General features: G+C 36.8%; 18 protein-coding genes and 1 pseudogene. 17 read left to right on the top strand and 2 right to left on the bottom strand.

The genetic code is table 11. The features are described 5' to 3' along the window. The 5 genes from P0N36_RS11330 to P0N36_RS11310 all read left to right on the top strand — a co-directional run. Window positions 1–743, top strand: a 743-nt coding sequence (locus P0N36_RS11330) for an extracellular solute-binding protein (RefSeq protein WP_275842962.1), incomplete at its 5' end; no start/stop codon positions are given. Window positions 744–802: 59 nt separating this feature from the next. Then, window positions 803–1,714, top strand: coding sequence for a carbohydrate ABC transporter permease (locus P0N36_RS11325; RefSeq protein ID WP_275842961.1), 912 nt, complete (start codon window positions 803–805; stop codon window positions 1,712–1,714). Between the two features lie 14 nt (window positions 1,715–1,728). Next, on the top strand, window positions 1,729–2,559 hold the full coding sequence (locus tag P0N36_RS11320) for a carbohydrate ABC transporter permease (protein WP_275842960.1): 831 nt from the start codon (window positions 1,729–1,731) through the stop codon (window positions 2,557–2,559). 23 nt (window positions 2,560–2,582) lie between these two features. Further along, window positions 2,583–4,673, top strand: a complete 2,091-nt coding sequence (locus P0N36_RS11315; RefSeq protein WP_275842959.1) for a beta-galactosidase — start codon at window positions 2,583–2,585, stop codon at window positions 4,671–4,673. A 187-nt stretch (window positions 4,674–4,860) separates the two neighbouring features. Then, entirely contained in the window at window positions 4,861–6,093 is a 1,233-nt protein-coding gene (locus tag P0N36_RS11310; protein WP_275842958.1) for an AI-2E family transporter, read from the top strand. A gap of 70 nt (window positions 6,094–6,163) precedes the next feature. Here P0N36_RS11310 and P0N36_RS11305 read toward each other — a convergent pair whose 3' ends face one another. Then, complete coding sequence (locus P0N36_RS11305; RefSeq protein ID WP_275842957.1) at window positions 6,164–6,610, bottom strand: hypothetical protein; 447 nt, start codon at window positions 6,608–6,610, stop codon at window positions 6,164–6,166. Window positions 6,611–6,990: 380 nt separating this feature from the next. Between P0N36_RS11305 and P0N36_RS11300 the strand changes: the two genes are divergently transcribed. From P0N36_RS11300 to P0N36_RS11250, 11 genes are all read left to right on the top strand, one after another. Next, window positions 6,991–7,566 (top strand): TetR family transcriptional regulator, encoded by a 576-nt coding sequence (locus tag P0N36_RS11300; RefSeq protein WP_275842956.1) that lies wholly within the window; start codon window positions 6,991–6,993, stop codon window positions 7,564–7,566. Next, complete coding sequence (locus tag P0N36_RS11295; protein WP_275842955.1) at window positions 7,566–9,047, top strand: phytoene desaturase family protein; 1,482 nt, start codon at window positions 7,566–7,568, stop codon at window positions 9,045–9,047. Before P0N36_RS11300 ends, P0N36_RS11295 begins: the two co-directional genes overlap by 1 nt. 128 nt (window positions 9,048–9,175) lie before the next feature. Then, window positions 9,176–9,754, top strand: coding sequence for a TetR/AcrR family transcriptional regulator (locus P0N36_RS11290; RefSeq protein ID WP_275842954.1), 579 nt, complete (start codon window positions 9,176–9,178; stop codon window positions 9,752–9,754). A gap of 71 nt (window positions 9,755–9,825) precedes the next feature. Next, window positions 9,826–11,259 carry an MATE family efflux transporter gene (locus P0N36_RS11285; protein WP_275842953.1) on the top strand — a complete coding sequence of 478 codons (1,434 nt, stop codon included), beginning with the start codon at window positions 9,826–9,828 and terminating at the stop codon, window positions 11,257–11,259. A gap of 133 nt (window positions 11,260–11,392) precedes the next feature. Beyond that, on the top strand, window positions 11,393–12,151 hold the full coding sequence (locus tag P0N36_RS11280) for a class I SAM-dependent methyltransferase (RefSeq protein WP_275842952.1): 759 nt from the start codon (window positions 11,393–11,395) through the stop codon (window positions 12,149–12,151). 75 nt (window positions 12,152–12,226) lie between these two features. After that, complete coding sequence (locus tag P0N36_RS11275; RefSeq protein ID WP_275842951.1) at window positions 12,227–12,991, top strand: class I SAM-dependent methyltransferase; 765 nt, start codon at window positions 12,227–12,229, stop codon at window positions 12,989–12,991. A 116-nt stretch (window positions 12,992–13,107) separates the two neighbouring features. Further along, window positions 13,108–14,076: a hypothetical protein gene (locus P0N36_RS11270; RefSeq protein ID WP_275842950.1), complete on the top strand. Its 969-nt coding sequence runs from the start codon at window positions 13,108–13,110 to the stop codon at window positions 14,074–14,076. Between the two features lie 9 nt (window positions 14,077–14,085). Next, entirely contained in the window at window positions 14,086–14,316 is a 231-nt protein-coding gene (locus P0N36_RS11265; protein ID WP_275842949.1) for a helix-turn-helix domain-containing protein, read from the top strand. Beyond that, window positions 14,309–15,211, top strand: coding sequence for a hypothetical protein (locus tag P0N36_RS11260; RefSeq protein ID WP_275842948.1), 903 nt, complete (start codon window positions 14,309–14,311; stop codon window positions 15,209–15,211). Before P0N36_RS11265 ends, P0N36_RS11260 begins: the two co-directional genes overlap by 8 nt. Window positions 15,212–15,389: 178 nt before the next feature. Beyond that, entirely contained in the window at window positions 15,390–16,298 is a 909-nt protein-coding gene (locus P0N36_RS11255) for a hypothetical protein (RefSeq protein ID WP_275842947.1), read from the top strand. Next, a complete protein-coding gene (locus tag P0N36_RS11250; protein ID WP_275842946.1) occupies window positions 16,291–16,869 on the top strand; it encodes a hypothetical protein in 579 nt (192 codons plus the stop codon). The genes P0N36_RS11255 and P0N36_RS11250 overlap by 8 nt, the downstream gene beginning before the upstream one ends. A gap of 171 nt (window positions 16,870–17,040) precedes the next feature. On the opposite strand, the gene P0N36_RS11245 is transcribed toward P0N36_RS11250, so the two are convergent. After that, a complete protein-coding gene (locus P0N36_RS11245; protein ID WP_275842945.1) occupies window positions 17,041–18,360 on the bottom strand; it encodes a sensor domain-containing diguanylate cyclase in 1,320 nt (439 codons plus the stop codon). A 99-nt stretch (window positions 18,361–18,459) separates the two neighbouring features. Between P0N36_RS11245 and P0N36_RS11240 the strand changes: the two are divergent. Continuing rightward, window positions 18,460–18,843: pseudogene (locus tag P0N36_RS11240) on the top strand (4Fe-4S binding protein); the annotation flags it as partial. Window positions 18,844–18,999: the final 156 nt, after the last annotated feature.

The following is an 18,999-nucleotide window of genomic DNA, read 5'->3' as shown; positions in this document are numbered from 1 at the left end:
CTAAGTACTTTAAGGAAACTGAAGGAACAGGTATTGCACTTCCGGCTAGACAAGGTGGAGCATCTACACAAGTATATGCACAAATTCTGTTTGGAACGGGTGGTTACTACTTTGATGAAGAAGGCAACATTGACTTCACATCTGAAGAAAGTATCTTCGCTGCAAAATCTTATAATGAACTCGTAAAATATTCTTTAGATGGTTCACTTGCATGGCACCATGATGATGTTGCAGAAGCGGTAAGAACAGGAGTTGCACCAATTGGTATTACAATGAGTGCGTTAGCGAATCTTAATGCAGATCCTGATCAATCAAGAATTGTAGATACCGTTAAATATGCACCACTTCCTGGTAAAACAGGTGATGTCGTTGGAAATAATCAATTCTGGGTTTGGGCAATTGCAAATAATACCGAAAAACCGAAAGAGTCGTTTGATTTTATTAAGTGGTTTACAAGTCCTGAAATTGAAAAACGTCAAACACTTATTAATCAACAAGTTAGTGGTATTACAGCGTTAAGTGAAGATGCTGAAGTAAAGGAAGCAGCACCATTTATAGCGGTTGTTATGGAAGCGTTGTCAAGCGCAAAGATGGATCCTGTACTTAAGGAAACACAAACAATGAAAGATGCACTTATTGCAACACTTTCTGAAATAGCATCTACGGACATTGATCCGGAAGAAGCCATGAAAAAATTACAAGAAACGCTTAAAGATGTAGATTTTAGCGATTATAAAAAATAGTGTAAAACCAGGAGGTGGTAATACCACCTCCTAAATTTTTTGGAAGAGGTGTACAGTTTATGAAAAAAAAATTTAATTTGTCTTTTGAACGAGGAGACTTATTACCATTTTTGTTAATTTTACCCACTCTATTATTAATAACGTTTGTTATGATTATACCTTTGTTCTTTGGTACTTTTATTAGTTTTTTTGATTTTAGTTTGGGTGGTTTTGATTTAACAAGAGATTTTATTGGCTTTGACAATTTTGTAAGATTTTTTAATGATTCAACTGCATTGAAAAGTATGGTAGTTACCGTATTGTTTTCTATTGGAGCGATATCTGGTGACCTATTTTTTGGAACGATAGCAGCTGTATTAATCTTTCGTCTAAGTCACAGGATGTCCTCAATATTACGTCCTATCATTACGATGCCACTTTTGGTATCACCAATCATTGTTGGTTTGATTTGGAGATATATCTATGATCCCCAAGGCATACTCTATTGGTTTTTGGGACTCTTTGGTTTGGGCATAAAGGACTTCCCGGGTGTAACTTCACAAAGCACTGCGTTGATTTCAATTATTATTGCCCATTGGTGGCAAGTGACGCCGTTTGTAATCATTATATTGACAGCAGGTTTAGTATCCATACCTCATGAGTATTATGAAGCAGCATATGTAGATGGAGCAGGTTCTTTCAGAGCTTTTCAAAAGATTACCCTACCATTTTTGTCACCTATGTATATGGTAATTTTATTAATTAGTGGTGTAGATACAATTAAGATATTTGACATAATTTATGCACTTACAGGAGGCGGACCTAATAATTCAACAATGTCAGTTAATATTTATGCATTTAATCAAGGATTTGTAAATACGAATATGAGTTATGCATCAACGATATCTTTATTTGCTATGTTATTAGCATTTTTGTTGTTTGGTCTTCCGTTTATACATAATAATCGAGTTCAGCATGAAGAATACAAATAAGGAGATGATAAAAAATGAAATTCAAAGGAAAATGGTATTTTAGTGTTATTGAAAAATTGATTTTGGTCATCTTCCTAGTATGGACGGTGGTACCTATATATATAATTATTTCAAATGGATTTCGACGTACATTGGATATAAAAACAATGCCTCCTGAATTATTTTTTAAGCCAATATTCAGTCATTTTGAAAAAGTTTTAATCAATGATAATTTTATGAAGTATTTTTTTAATTCAGCTGTAGTAGCGATAAGTACATCCGTTATAGTAATTTTACTAGGTACGTTCACCGCTTATGGGATTTTAATTTATCGATCTAAGTTTGGAGAGTATTTTTCCGTTTTTATGATTCTTGGGAAACTCGTACCAACAATAACGATTTTAATTCCTCTATATATCATGATGAATAAAATGGGACTAACAGGTACATATTTTGCACCAATTATTGCCCATTCGGCAATTCAGCTACCCTTTATTACATGGCTTATGCTTTCGTTTATGCGTGGTTTGCCTAAAGAGTTATTGGAAGCATCCAAGGTTATGGGCTGTTCAAGAATGAAATCACTTTTCCTCATCATATTTCCATTATTAAAGCCAGCGGTAGGCTCTGCAATCATTCTTACAATGCAGTACTCTTGGAATGAATTAATGTTTGCTTTACAGTTAACCAATATAAAGACCTATACATTAACAGTAGCGATTGCAAAATATACGGGAGCTTTATCAGTAGATTGGGGTAAAACCAGTGCGGCAGCTGCGATCACAATGGTGCCAATCATAATCATTGGATTTTTTATGCAAAAATATCTCGTAACAGGTTTGACAGCCGGTTCAGTAAAAGGATAATTATAGAAAGAAGGATTTTCATTATGATGTATTATGGTGCACAATATTACCGTCCGCCATTTCCAATGAAAGATTGTTGGAAGCGCGACATGGAAAATATGAAAGAACTTGGATTTAACGTCGTTAAATTATGGGCTGTTTGGAATTGGATTGAAAAAACACCAGGCATTTTTGATTTTAGTGAACTGGATGAATTGATTATAATTGCTAAAAAAAATAATCTCGGCGTTATCATTAATGTTATTCCTGAGGGAGCACCTTACTGGACAAGTGTAGGTAACGAAGATGCTTATTATGAAACAAAAGATGGATTAAAAATCACTTATGGTGGACCTGCGAATCTTCCATCTGCGGGATGGCCAGGTTTATGCCTTGACAATCCTAAGGCAGTAGAACTTGTTACACGCTTTTTTGAGAAAACAGCAGAACATTACAAGGATGAGAATAGTATTGTTTCGATTGATGTTTGGAATGAACCACATCTAGAGCCAATGTATGATTATAGAGAAGATATTTTATGTTATTGTGAACATTCAAAAGAACAATTTATTCTGTGGTTGAAGAACAAATATGACGCAATCGAGAATCTGAACACGGCTTGGTTTAGAACCTATAGAAGCTGGACGGAAGTTGTTCCGCCACCCAGATTTGGTACATGGGCGGATATGATGGACTGGCGCTTATTCTGGCTTGGAAACCTACAAAGATGGCTTAAAATACGTGTTGAAGCAATAAAAAAAGGTGCGCCAAATATTAAAACTCAAACGCATGTTGCTTATAGTGGCTATCTTGGTAACGATTTAGTTGGCGGGCTGGCCAATGAGCTTGGTGATGAGTTCCTATTAGCAAAGGAAGTAGACATTTTCGGATTGACAAGCTTCCCCAAATGGCTCATGAAAAAGGATCAATTATACAAACATATGATGCATAATGAGATGGTAGCTGAAGCATCAGACGGTAAGTGTTTTTACCAAGTCGAACTTCAAGGAGGCGGTGGTAAAGCAGGTCTTCTTGGTGGAGAAACACCTAAGAGACGTGACATTATACTGTGGAATTACCATACAGTATTGATGGGAGGAAAAGGAAGCGTTTATTGGCAATATGCACCGGAACCCTCAGGTATAGAAGCACCTGGGTTTGGGCTGACCGGACTTTTAGGTGAAAATACAGAAAGATCGTTAGCAGCTGGAGAATGTGCCAAGTTGTTTAATAACAATCTGTTAGATCAAGCGGTACGCATGAAACCATCAAATGCAATCTATATATCAAGGCAAACAGAAGTCTTGACATACTCAGCAGGGAAGATGGATAAACTTTACGTAGACAGTATCAATGGTATTTACAAAGCGGCATATAGAACGGGAATACCTATGGGCTTCTTACATGCAGATCATGTAAATAACATAACTGAACTAGGAGTTAAGGTGCTTTATTTGCCCATGTTATTAGCAGTATCAAAAAATGAAATAGAAAGCCTTTATTCTTTTGTAAAGCAAGGTGGCACACTGATTTCAGAAGCATGTCCGGGATTGTTTGATGAAGCAGGAACAATGGATAACAATAGTAATACTCTAGAAAAATTGTTTGGGCTAAAACATTTTGATTTATCAGAGATACCGGCTACCAGTAATCTGACTTTTTCAGACTTAAATAATATAACTTATCCAAGTAAATTGTATCATCAGATGGCAAAACCTTTATCTGCAAAAACCCTAGGCTTGTTTAATGACGGCACTACAGCGTATACAGTCAATAGAATTGGTGAAGGCAAAGCATATTGGTTTGGTACGTATGTATTTAATGCTTATCAATCCACAGAGAATATCGTTTTAGAAAATCTACTGATGTCATACGCTGATAAGGGTGGGTATGAAATCATTGAAAAAATAGTACATCATCGTGAACGAACGGATGAGTTGCAAGCTCCGGTCCTTCGCTTACTTGAGACAGAAGACCAGTATATTATTGTTGGTGTTAATCACTTTTTAGAAGAAGTCGTTGTAGACATTTATTTTACTAAGGCTCAAAAGCTTTCAAGTAAAAAGGCCAAAGAGATAATGCTAACTTTAAATATTGATGGATCCAAAGGTGTCGTTTTTAATTGGCCAAAATAAATAGGAATTTGTAGTGAAAAAAAGGTAATCATTTCTATGAGAATGATACCTTTTTTTATAGTGTGCCCGGCAACCATTAGTAAAATAAAGCAATACATTACGCCATTTATACCATGGATATGGGTATGTACTATATGCTACAATAGTACTGATAGATTTTTATTAAAGAATGGGAGCGTGAAAACGGATGGGCGAGAATGGGTCGAGTCAAGTCATAGAATCCACTTTAAACCGTGGTGTTTTAGAACAGATGATACTAAGTGTATTATTTATTCTCTTATGTCTTCTGGTATATTTTACATATCACATAGGTAATAAGCATGTAAACGAAAATAACAAATTGTCCTTAAACTTCTCCCATCTGAAATTGCTGTTTTTTATGCTTCTTGGATCCGTATTTTTCTGGTGGATTTGGCGTCACTTGGCTACACTGACTTCTATCCTTACACCATTTATCTTTGCAGGCGTATTCGCCTATGCTTTTAACCCATTGGTAAAACATCTCATGTCTTTTAAGCTGTCCAGGTTTATATCCGTATTGATTATATTCATTGGCCTTATTCTAATGATTGTTGGATTTTCCTATACTTTCTTCCCTATGATGGTCACGGAATTAAACAGTCTTTTAGAAACCCTTCCCAATATAGGGAAAGATGGGTATGATCGTTTTTCGGATTGGTACCAGCGTATTTTCGATGAGCAATATATCGTCCCCAACACAATTGAAGATTTGTTTGAAAGTTTAAACATAGGTTTTCAGTCAATTACAGACTGGTTCAGTAGTTCCACAGGAAAAATAGTCTCTAGAGTTGGTTCTTTTGCTTCTAGCCTTGTCCATATAGTAACGGTACCCGTATTGACGTTCTATTTCATGAAAGATGCAGATAAGTTCTCAGCGGTTGCAAAAAAACTGGTTCTACCAGGGAGTCGAAAATGGGTGTTTCCGCTAATGAAAAAAATTGATGGCGTTCTTGGCGGATTTATAAGAGGGCAGATACTTGTGGCCATGATCATAGGTATGATGAGCTCCCTCGTTCTCCTGCTTCTTGGCGTTGAATACTGGATTGTATTAGGCCTTTTAGCAGGTTTGGGCGATTTGATTCCCTACATTGGGCCTTTTTTAGGTGCCATACCTGCCGTATTCATCACACTATCATCAGATCCATGGAAAACGCTGTGGGTCATAGTGGCTTTTATAGTTATTCAGCAGATTGAAAGCAATTTGATTTCGCCCAAAATAGTAGGACACAGCGTAGGTCTACATCCAGTAGCGATTATCTTTGTCCTACTATTAGGCGGATCCCTATGGGGGCTCATAGGTCTTCTGGTTTCGGTACCTTTGGCCGGGGTATTTAAAGTTATTGTTGAAAGTATATATGATTGGTTTAAGGCCAGATATCCTAGAGTGTTCGATGAATGACACCACAAAAAAGTAGCCAGCATTGTTAAAACTGCTGACCAATTCGTCGCTAGGGTTTATGAAATATCAGTTAGTAATTCATAAATACTTCAATAATTCTTTCTTGCTCAGGATGTAGTGCCAGAGCTAATTCATAGTAGCCATTAATCACGATAGCATATGTGGCATCGGGGTTATGCTTGTTTTCCAAGGCATCCAGAATATCTGAATCAGTCTCGTCTGGATCGTAATAATACAACTCGATGTTACCACCTTCAACCTCTAGTCCGAATCCTGAGGTAGCGCCAATGATTCCGTAATTTTTTTCCTCATATTGCCCAATTTTAAGTCCGGCACCGCGAAAATGATCAACCATTTGCTCAAGTTCACTGGCAATCTGAACATCCCCAGTTACATCCTCAGTTGGTGCTGGGGTTTCTTGGATGTTCTCGGCAACATCTTCTTTATTACCACTACAACCACTTACCACACTCAGGACCAAAATCAATACAAGGCCAAACACAATCACTTTTTTCATGGTATACTCCTTTCCACCTCTAAAAGGCAAAATATCATTAGTAACTTAAGCTTTTTTCATAATCCTACGTACCCTTCTATATTATGTCTTTAAATAATGAGTTAATTATATCATAAGCAAACAAAATGTCCAAATATTTATCAAATATCACTATGAAAAACTTTTTATACAATCAAATTTACTTTAGATTCAATCATTGGTTGAAGTGTTAAAGGGATATGGTTGAGCTTTTATAAACAATATATAGTTATGAGTGTATCAATATAACCTATATGTTGTATATAATTTAGCATCAAAATCCTAATTGACACTTGACAAATACTCTATTAAAGCTTATTATATAACTTAAGTAATATAACATACTGTAAGGAGTGATTAGTATGCCACCAAAAGTAAAATTTGACAAAGAAGCAATTATAGATGCAGCTTTTGATGTTGCAAAGAAAGAGGGCTTGACTGGAATTACCGCCCGAAGTGTAGCAGCTAGGCTTGGAGCTTCAGTAGCACCTATTTATGTTAATTTTGCTACAATTGATGATTTGGTCATTGCCGTCGTAGAACGCATATTTTCTATATCAGAAGCATTGCTTGCAAAACAAAAAGGAAAAAGCATATTTGAAAATATTGGAAAAGCTAGCCTTGAGTTTGCCCGGGAATATCCAGTATTATATCAAGAACTATCCATACAACCGAATCCATATATGGCTTCCTACGAAAAGATAGAAAATAACATGATCGAGGCGATGGCTGAAGATGAAATGATGAGAGATTGGACTCTAGAAGAACGTAGACAAGTATTCTTAAAAATGCGCGTCTTCCAAATGGGGCTATCCGCTATGGTGGCCAATGGCCATGTGCCCTCATGGATGGATAATCAAGGGTTTGATCAGTTACTTATGGAAGTGGGAGATGATATATTGCGAGCACAACTATTAAAAAGAGAGGAGAAGCTATAATGAATAAAATAGTTATTATAGGTGGCGGAATCGCTGGACTTAGTGCCGGTATTTTCGCTCAAAAAAATGGTTTTGACAGCGTCATTTTGGAGAAGCACCATACACTAGGTGGAGAATGTACCGGATGGGATCGTCAGGGTTATCATATAGATGGTTGTATACACTGGCTAGTAGGTACAAAGGAAGGAACACCTCTTCGTAATCTATGGGATACGGTGGGTGCCCTTGATGGGGTGGAGATTTATCATCCTGAAAGTTTTATGGCTGTTGAGCACGGGGATGTTACAGTACACTTTTATCGTGATATTGAAAGGTTAAAATCGAGTTGGTTGGAGATCTCTCCGGAGGACAAAGACATCATTGAGGAATTTTGTATAGATATCAAAAGGCTACATTCTTTTTCGATGCCGGCAGGAAAGCCAATGGATATGATGAATATTATTGAAAAAGCAAAGCTTATGCTTTCTATGAAGGATGCAGGCATGATTATGAAAAAATATGGTAAAGTCACCTTCAAGGCGTTTTCCGATAGGTTTAAGCATCCGGCCCTAAAAATGGCCATTTATTCGTTTATGCCAGATGGAGACTATAGTGTTTCATCAATTATTTTTGCCTTAGGCATGTTCACAGGGGATCAATCTTCTATTCCTATTGGAGGATCAAAAGCTATGGCCCAAAGAATGATTGAACGCTATACATCACTAGGAGGAACCATAGAGCCATCTTGTGAAGTGGTAGATTTGGATATAAAAGGTGATAGGGTACAGAAGATTAAGTGTAAAAACGGTAAAATTTTTGAAGGCGATTTTATTATTGCGGCTTGCGATGCCAATACTCTGTATGAGCGATTACTAAATGGGAAATATTCGGACCCCAGATTTCAGAAAAGATTCAAGAATTCTAAAGTCTACCCCTTAGCTTCAAATATTTATGTTGGAATCGGTTATGAAGGTACAATGGAAGATATTCCACGGACCCTTAAGTTCCCTGTAGAATCAATAGATATCAAGCAAAACAAAAAACCAATAGAACATTTGCAGATGACGCATTACGCCTATGAACCGGATTTTGCACCTCAAGGCCATACAGTCATAACATTTGCCATTAATCAATTTCAAGACGAACTGGAGGTATGGGAAGCGTTATATAAAGACAAAGAGGCTTACAATAATGAGAAGAAACGAATTGGAGAAGCCGTAATTAAGACAATGGAAAAAAGATTTCCCCATATGGTGGGGAAACTTAAGCTGCTTGATGTAGCAAGTCCTCAAACTTATGAACATTATTGCAATGCCTATCGTGGTGCCTTTATGGGCTTTTGGCCCACACTTTCCGGAAAGCCATTACAACATACCGGGCGTATTAAAGGTCTTAAAAATATGGTCTTAAGTGGACAATGGCTTCAACCTCCAGGAGGACTCCCAATAGCTGTCATTACAGGAAAAGATACTATTATGCGGCTTCGCAAGAAACTAAACTGACCTGACCGGAGGGACGGTTCTTCCGGTCAGTTTCCTCTGGTCAAAAAAACTTGACAAAAAATAGTTATGGTGCTAAGATATGAATGAATATAATATTATTCATTCATATCTTAGCATAGGAGGCCTAAATGAATACAACTAAACTGGAGATTTTCAATGTAGCAAGGGCGTTATTCATTCAAAAAGGATTTAAGAAAACGAATATTTCGGAAATCACTAAGGAAGTAGGGGTAGCAGTAGGTAGCTTTTACAACTTCTATTCCTCAAAGGAAGAGGTCTTCTTGGATGTGTTCCTAAAAGAGGATCAAAAACTAAAAAAACAGATTATGACATCGATTAACTTTGATCGAGAGATATCAACTGTTCTGGTGGACCTAATCCCTCAGCTCCTGGATGGAATGAAAGAGAATCCCATTTTAGTCGAGTGGTATAAAAAGGAGAATTTTAAAAACATTATCAAAAAAGTGGGAGAACCCTATATGGAGAAAAGCAATGTGGAAGATGTTTTCTATCCTTTCTTCTTGGAGATCGTGGGAAAATGGCAGTCTCAGGGAAAGCTTGATTCTAAAAGAGATAGGGAGTATATTTTAGCATTATTCAATTCCGTCGCATTTATAGATATTCACCGGGATGAAATCGGGGAAAAACACTTTCCAAGACTACTGGAGGATCTTATTCACTTTATCGTAAAAGGTCTTGAACCATAAGGCCTTTTTAAAAATCAAAATGAATGAATAATATAATATTCATTCATAAACAATCTTAGGAGGATACACTTATGAAAAATAATGAAGAAAAACAAATCGATGGTACGAGCAATGAAGTCAGAGAGCAATTTTTGACAGAACCGCTTGGAAAATTAATCGCAAAGAATCTTATCTCTGCCGTGGCGGCCATGGTGATGATGGGACTTTACGGAATTGTAGACGGTATTCTTATTGGACGTCGGCTGGGTCCGGGACCTATGGCATCTATTAATCTGCTGTTTCCCGTTTTGGCCTTGACGATTGGTCTGGCAACAATGGTTGGTGTAGGAGGAAATGCAAAGATTTCAGTTCTTCTAGGAAAGGGTGATAAGGAAAAAGCCAGAGGTGTATTCAGTGTGGTTCTTGTTTTAGGCGTTTTTATCGGTCTGGTATCAAGCCTTAGTATTAATCTGGGATTTGAAGGAATCTTGGCTTTTTTAGGAACGGATCCTGAGCTTGGGGCTTATGCTAGTGAATACTTAAAGGCCTATCACTTATTTTTCACACCGATCATTCTCTTCTTTATCATGGAACGATCCGTCAGAAATGACGGTTGTCCCAACCTTGCTACGGGAGTGATGATTTTTACGTCTATATTGAATATTGTACTGGATTATTTATTCCTCTTCCCCTTGAATATGGGCTTGGGGGGAGCAGCATTGGCTACTGGTATTTCTCAATCTCTTGGGGCGTGCATCTTTTTGGGATATTTTCTTCGGAAAACAGTAAAGAAACTATCGGGACTGAGGATAGGAACAACTACAGGTTGTTGGAGTGAAATTGGAGGAATTGTAGGGAACGGATCCTCGGAACTTTTCAGTGGCTTGGCAGTGGGAGTGACCACACTTTTTTACAATCGCCAAATATTAGAGTATACGGGTTCAGAAGGGTTGGCAGCCTTTGTATTGGTTCAGTATTTTTTGATTCTGGCTTCCCAGATTTTTATAGGCATGGCAACTGGGGCACAGCCGATTTTTAGCTATAATTATGGTGCTGGCTGTTATGAACGGGTTAGAGGGACATTGAAAAGAGTAATGGGTGCGGGACTGATAGTCAGCGGAATCTTCTTTCTTTTGATCTGTTGGCAAACAGAAGGACTGGTAAGTATCTTCATTATCGATGATCCAAAGACGGCATCTCTATCTATGGAAGTGGCTGGTTATATCAGCTGGTCATTTATCTTTATGGCTATAGGAATCCTTGGTTCTGCTTATTTCACAGCTTTGGAGCAGGCGGTAAAGTCCTTGAGTATTGCCCTTCTTCGGGGACTGATTCTGATTATGATTGGTTTGGCGGTATTTCCCATCTTCTGGGGGGGAAACGGCATCTGGTTTACCACAGTTTTTGCTGAAGGGGTTACGGCTTTTCTGGTATTGATTTTTCTATGGAAGAAGCCATTAACTGATCTGAAGGATGGTTCTTGTGGTCATACATCCGGTCCAATCCTCCGGTTTGAAAAAACTTGATATCAATGCTAGATAGAGTTAAACTAATATAATGATAAGACAATCTGATCGGAGGGACGGTTCTTGTGGTCCTATGGGGAACCAGAAACCAAGAGGAATCGTCCTCCGATTAGGTAACGGGAGGTATTATAGGATGAAACAGTGGTATGAAAAATTATTTGATAACTACGGGGAAAAATATGACAAAGAAATTTTCACCCAAGGCACAAGGGGTGAATGCGATTTTATTGAGAAGGAACTGAATTTCGATCAATCACTAAAAATACTTGATGTTGGATGTGGAACCGGTAGGCATGCAATTGAACTCACAAAAAGAGGTTATCAGATTACAGGTATTGATTTATCGGATGCGCAGCTTAAAAAAGCTAAAGAGAAGGCAAAAGCAAATAATCTTAAAATTGATTTTCTAAGGTGTGATGCCAGAAATCTTCCTTTTGATAATCAGTTTGATGTTGCCATTATGCTTTGTGAAGGTGGCTTTCCGCTTATGGAAACAGACGAAATGAATTTTGAGATATTGAAGAATGTCACAAAATCATTAAAGAAACCAGCAAAATTTATATTTACAACCCTTAATGGTTTGTTTCCTTTGTATCATTCCATCAATGATTTTCATGAAGGGGATCATCACGAAGGCGCACATTACAAAAGTGAGACCTTTGATTTGATGAGCTTTAGAGATTATAATATCACTACTTTTACGGATGATGACGGGCATGAATACCAGCTTGAATGTAATGAAAGGTACTATGTTCCATGTGAAATAACATGGATGCTTAAATCTTTAGAGTATAAAAATGTTGAGATTTACGGAGCCAAGATCGGTGCTTATTCACGAGAAGATCAACTTAAAACAGAGGATTATGAAATGCTTGTTATAGCCGAAAAATAAAAAAATTACGAAAGTAGTTGGAATTGTAACAATTAAAAAGTATATTTGAGTTTATCGGTCAAAGGAGAGATGAGAATGTCAAGCAGAGACGAAAAATTAGCAAAATCATTAACAGCAGAATCTATAGAAATTATTCCATTCTTGCCATACTTGCTTCAGGATTTGTGGGAACTAGGATCATCCCCTAAGGATATGATAGATCTTATATTTAAAAATATGATCGTTAGTAAAAACACGAAGATACTAGATTTAGCATGTGGTAAGGGCGCTGTAAGTATTAGTATAGCCAAGAGATTTGGATGCCAAGTAAAAGGTATCGACCTTATTCCTGACTTTATTGATGTGGCAAAAGAAAAATCTCAAGAATATAAAGTTGAATCCTTATGCGAGTTTGTCGTTGGAGATATTAACGAAGCGGTAGAAATTGAAAAGGGTTATGATATTGTCATTTTGGGCGCTGTCGGTGAAGTGCTGGGGAATCAGGAGGAAACTCTACTGAAATTATCTGAAACGATAAAAATAGAGGGGTATGTTTTAATAGATGATGGCTACGATAGATCAGAATCTCAAGGTTCCTATCTGACCAAAGAAAAATGGTTAGAAATCATAAAGAAAACAGGGTTTGAGTTAGTGGCAGACTTGCCAATAAACGAATCAGAACTTTCGGATGTCTTGGAAGAACAGATGAAATATTTAAGAAGAAGAACAATAGAGCTTAAGGATAGGTACTCAGAGCGGGCTCAACTTTTTGAAGATTATATGACCAGCCAATTAGCCGAATGTGACGAGTTAGAAAATGACATAATTGGCGTGACGATGCTTCTAAAAAAGCTTAAGTAATTGTGGACAGCGCCACAAGAACTGTCCCTCCGGTCCAAGTAATTATTGATAAACAATAATTTAGGTGATATAATAGTCCTATGATTATCGTAAAACAATAATAGAAGGAGATGGATATGGATAAAAAAAGGTTGGTAAGTGTCTTAATAGCAGAAGGATTTATTTGTATCATTGCTTTTTTTCTGATGAAAGATCAAGCGATTGGTTATGACAGTATCATTTCTTTTCCATTTGTACAAATAGGTTATTTACTTAGAATACTGTCATTAAATAGCCCCTTTGGCAATGTTATGGCTTGGATGGCTTATGTGTTGTTTTGTTTGGCACCACTCATTTTACTAAGTATAAGAATACGAAAAGGCATCCAAAAGAGTGAGGACCTATTGCTATTATTGTTAAGTGTTCTATTATTTTTTAGTATGTATTATATGATTAACCCAGGCTTTGCAGAAGGTATCTTAGCACCTTCTATGCTTAAAGGCTCGTGGAAAATAGGTGTATCAAGCGTTGTCTACATTGTGTTAATTGGATACATAATTATGCGTCTGCTTCGCAGAATTCAAACAGGGATGACGGATAGACTACTTATTGATCTTGAAGCCATGCTTATTATATTCGCAGGTATTTCAGTACTGACATTAACCTTTGCTTTGCCATTTGATATTAAAGGTGAAATGAAAGCGGTTGAAGCGGCTAATACTATGGCGGGTATTGATTTTTCACTTACACATCTTTTTATTCTATTAAGAAATGGAACTAAAATGATTCCACTATTTTATCAAATACTCATTATTTTAGCTGGTTATGACTTGGTGCAGGCATTAAAAGTTGAAAGGTATAGCCATGAAGTAATTGAAAAGGCGGTTCAATTAGTAAATAAATGCAGACAAGCCATTATCATAACAGTGATCGCATCCATTTTTATAAACATACTGCAATTAATAGCAAGTGCCAAGCTGATTCATAGTAATTATCATATTGATATACCCTTAACATCGATCTTAATTGTCATCATAACCCTGTTGCTTGCAAAGTATTTTGCACACAGCTCAAAAATCAAAGAAGAAATGGATTTGTTTGTCTAGGAGGCAGATATGGCTATTAGGGTGCATTTAACTGAAATGCTGAAGGAAAAAAATATGACATCAAAAGAACTGTGCGCTTTGATCAATATTACAGAGGCAAACTTATCTATATTGCGTAGTGGTAAAGCAAAAGGCATAAGGTTCAATACAATGAATAAAATCTGTTATTATTTGGACTGTGAATTAGGGGATATATTAAAATTCGATGGCAGAATGGAGGAGGATGATGAGGATGCATAAGAAAATAATGGGCAGTCTGGTGATGCTATCCATGATATCAGTGATATTATCCGGATGTCAATTGGCGGTAGCAGAAGCAGGTAATACAAGGGAAGAGGATAAGCTCGTTGGGGTTTTTGTAACTGAAGATTATATTGATTTATTCGATTTTGAGGCATTTGCATCAGAAAATAGCAACAAATTGATACAAGGCGAAGAAGTTTTGATGGATTCTAAACATGAAGGAAGAGTCTATGGAACAATAAACGAGAACAATCCTGGTGATGTCGTTTTTGAAGACTATGAGGGCGTCTTGTTTATAGATGCGAGCTATGAAAAAGATGGTGAAAGTTATAGCAGAGTGGGAAGCAGCAACCAGGTGTCTTTGGTACATATAAGTGTCAAGGATAATGGAAAAAGTATTGAAGGTACAATTTTTGCAAAAAATGCACCAGTGATATTGGCTGTACTAAATCCGGTATATAAGACGGATGAAGGTGAGATTTATTTCACTTCAGGTTCAGGCATATCTATGGGTAATGAAGATGGTGGTGGAGGAAGTATGTCTATGTTCTTATCAGAGGAGCGAACGAGTCGTGTAGGTAACAGTGAGTCCACGGAAAGCTTTGAAGTCAAGATTAATGTCGAAGGTATTGATGAAGTGGATCATTATGTATTAAAGCAGATGGATGAGCATGACAATCAGATCATTGCAGAAAAAATATACGCTCATGATGTACCAAGTAATATTGAAGTAGGTGATCAAGCCCAATATATGATCCTTGAAAAAATAGGTGTTGATTATGAAGGGAAGCCACTCGTAGAAAGACAGATTGTTAATGATGACTATTTTCAGGTTTACTTTTTTAATGAAAGTGCTTTTGTAGAAGGGTATTCAATACAACTAAATAATTAGGATCTTAACCAAGTATGATGAAATATATACAAAAGGAAATTATCTGGATAAAAACTTGGACACAAAGTGTCACAAAACCAAGGCATTAATTGTTATTATAGTTAGAAACACTTCCTTCAACATATGTAGGATGGGTGTCATCTAGATGGCGCTTTAAAAAAGATAAAGAGGAGAGAATATGACAGAAAAAAAATTAAAACGATACAGCATGATAATTGCAGCGCTGGTCACGCTATCAGCTATAAGTAATGTTGTTTATGCATCTTATCAGGTTATTCCTGAGCCTCTGTTTACAGAGATCAATAAAGAAATAAATTATAACAGAATGTTGAATGAGAAGCTGACCGTATCCTATATCACCAATAACAGCGACACAAGAAGGCTTAAATCCATAAGCTTTTATGGTCTGGATGCTAAACAGTCCATCATTCAGAACGCTGGTTTTGGTGGCTTCATGTATACCAGCGATACGAATAACAACCCGTACAATGATGAGATAGGGCGTTATTATACGTTGAAACAAGGGTATATCAATCTTTATTTGACGGATGAAGACATAAGTCGAATGGAAGAAAAGGGTAGCCTTACTTTTGGTAGGGGTACAGCTATCTTTGACGATGGCACCATCATGCCGGTATCTCTTGGGCGAATTACAATAAGAACGGAAGATAATTGGGAGGAACATAGATTAAGAAAAGGTGGTGGTGGGAGCAATGATCATTTTACTGCTGATTTTGAGACAGAGACCCCAATTAGGATCACATCACTGGATTTATCATCTTTTGAGCCCCATAGGGATGATTTGGATATGAGCCTCATTGTTGACTTTGATAGAACTTATTCTTATGATGCATTGATGAACCTTACAGAGCCCATAGAGGTAAAAAGAGGGTTTGAGATGGCTTATACGGCAAAGGATAAGGATGCCTCAAGTGAATGGCGTTTTAATATGATATCCTTGGACATGGTCTATGAAAAAGACGGTCAATCTTATGATACTTGGATTTACTATCCTTTTTATGGTACCGGCATGAACGAAGCCGCTGTGGAATCTTTCGTAGCGTTATGGAGGACGGAACATGAATAAGGGGTATAAATATATTTTTGGTGGGTTCTTACTGGTCCTAATCGATATTAATATTGGCAGATTTGATCTATTACCAGATGTCCTTGGGTACTATTTGGTATTTTTGGGACTTGGATATCTATATGCCAAAACAGATTTTTGGTTTTTTCGTTTTGCTAGATTTTTGTCAGTAAGTATGATATGTGTTTCTATACTGGATGTTGTTACAGGGATGCTTGGATGGATACAGATGGGTACTTTTTTCAACTATGCTGTGATCATTGTTGGGTGGCTGAGTGAACTGTTACTGGTGGTTTATATATATCAAGGCATGACGGTACATATGACCATGCTTAAAGAAACAACCTTGTCTCATCAGTTTGGGTCTGAGCTCAAGCGGTATGCGGTGATACAAGGATTGTGTTTATTGGTCATGAGTTTTTCATTGAATATGTCAAAAGAGGGTAGCGGTGTATATCTGTTTATTTTGATGGCAATAAGCATCATCATGCATATTAGGTTACTGATTAATCTAAACGCTGCAAAGAAACTTTTTAGGCCAGAGGAAGTAGAAATAGTGGAAGAACTTTAAAAATCTTTCCAAGAATGGGAACAAAATAATTTGACCTAATGAAAGTAAAACGGCCAATAAATCATTAACCTTATTAAAAGTGATTTTGGAAGACTGGTAATTATTAAGTTTAATTGAAATAGGATAAGCGCCTAATGAAGTTGGGAAATAGATAGTTAAACTTCTAAGAGCTTACATCAAATAAGTCCTATAACCGCCTTTTCCATTTCTTTTGATCTCATACATGAATGCGTCGGCATTTCTTAATAATGTTTCACTATCTCTACCATTTTCGGGATAGATAGCAACGCCAATAGAAGAATTAACTTTACACTCAATAGAATCAATATGCATAACTTTTTGTAGAATGGTATGAATTTTTTTAACAAGACGATTTACATTTTCTTGATCTTCAATGTTACGAAGAACAATTGTAAATTCATCACCACCCATACGTGCGACGGTGTCTGATTTTCGAATACATGTTAACAACCTTTTACCTACTGTGATTAAGACAGCATCCCCAACTTCATGACCATATCGATCATTGATATCCTTAAAACCATCTAAATCGATAAAAAGGAGGGCAAACTTTCTGCCATCTCTTTCATTTTCTACGACCAATCGCTCTAGTCGTTCAAAGAATAACCTTCTATTGGGTAGTCCGGTTAATTTATCATAATTGGCTTGTTTTTCAAGTTCTAATTCAAGTTTTTTACGTTCAGTAATATCTGTCGCAGAACCTACAATATGAGTTACTTTTGTACCTTCAATAATAGGTGTTAAGGTCGTTAACCAAAGATAATCCCCACCAGGTAAACTGAGATTTTCTTCATAAGTGATGCTTGTACGGTTTATTGTACATTTTCTATAGTTTTCTGAAACAATAGCTCCCATCTCTTTGCCAAGTAATTCTTGAGGAGATTTATTCATGATATGTTCAAGAAGAATACCTGTTTTATTTTGATGGGCAAGGTTGTTTCGGATATAAAGAAATTCACCATTTTCCAAGACGCGCATCAAAAACATTGCATCTTGAGTGCCATTAAAGACTTTTTCATATTCTTCGGTTAATCGAGAAATTTCTTTTTCGGCCACTTTTAAATCCGTGATATCCGTATGAGCGCCTAACATACGAATGGCTTTCCCATTTTCATCTCGGATGGCCAAACCCCTACATCTTATCCAGATGGTATGACCGGCTTTGTGTTTGTATCGTACAATTTGATCGTATGGATGATGAGGATCTGCACAATGTCTTTCGAAATTTTCGATGGCTAACTTTAAATCTTCTTGAAAAATAATATCTTGCCATTCACTTGCTAAGTGCTTTTTCTCATCTGGGTTATACCCAAGTGTTTCCCAGAATTTTGGACTCATCCATTCAATTTCCGGATTTTCCAAATCCCAATACCAGATGCCATCTAAAGACCCTGATTGTATAAACTCAAAAATGCTCGTATCATTATTAATTAAATCATACAACTCATTTTTTAAATAGTTTTCTTTCATAGGAATGTATACCTCTCTTAGTCCATTGTTAATTTCACGGAGTATCACCTACCTATATTAAATAATACAACGATTAGCCAATATATGCAATATAATCAAAAGTGTGAGAAAGTATGTCCAGTATTAGCAATATCTATGTCAAATGACAATGAGGGTAAGAGGGTAGCTGTAATAGACAAGGAAGTATGCCTGGGTTGTGGTGTATGTGTGCGAAGTTGTCCTACTAACGCCATTGAACTTGTGAAAAGAGCGGCTCGGGTCATTACACCAGTCAACAGCACCCATCGATTTGTATTACAAGCCATCGAAAAAGGGACCCTCCAGAATCTCATATTTGACAACCAAGCATTCGCCAATCACCGAGCGATGGCGGCGGTACTTGGCGTTATACTTAAATTACCACCTCTAAAACAAATGATGGCGCGTAAACAGTTCAAATCCATTTATTTGGATAAACTTTTGTCGAAAAAAAGTACCAAATAGTTATAAAATATCTTCAGAGAAAGGATCATCCTAAGAAAATCTTATAGGGTACTATTCCTAGGATTTGATTTGTTTACTTCTAAGCTTGATTGTGCCATATCATGACCTATATATCATGGTCTTTTAATTTTATGTATGCTATCATAATTGTAATTA

This window comes from Petrocella sp. FN5 (assembly GCF_029210395.1).
Lineage (GTDB): Bacteria > Bacillota > Clostridia > Lachnospirales > Vallitaleaceae > Petrocella.
Note: the sequence above shows the minus strand (reverse complement) of the source record. Positions and strands in the feature narration are given on the sequence as shown.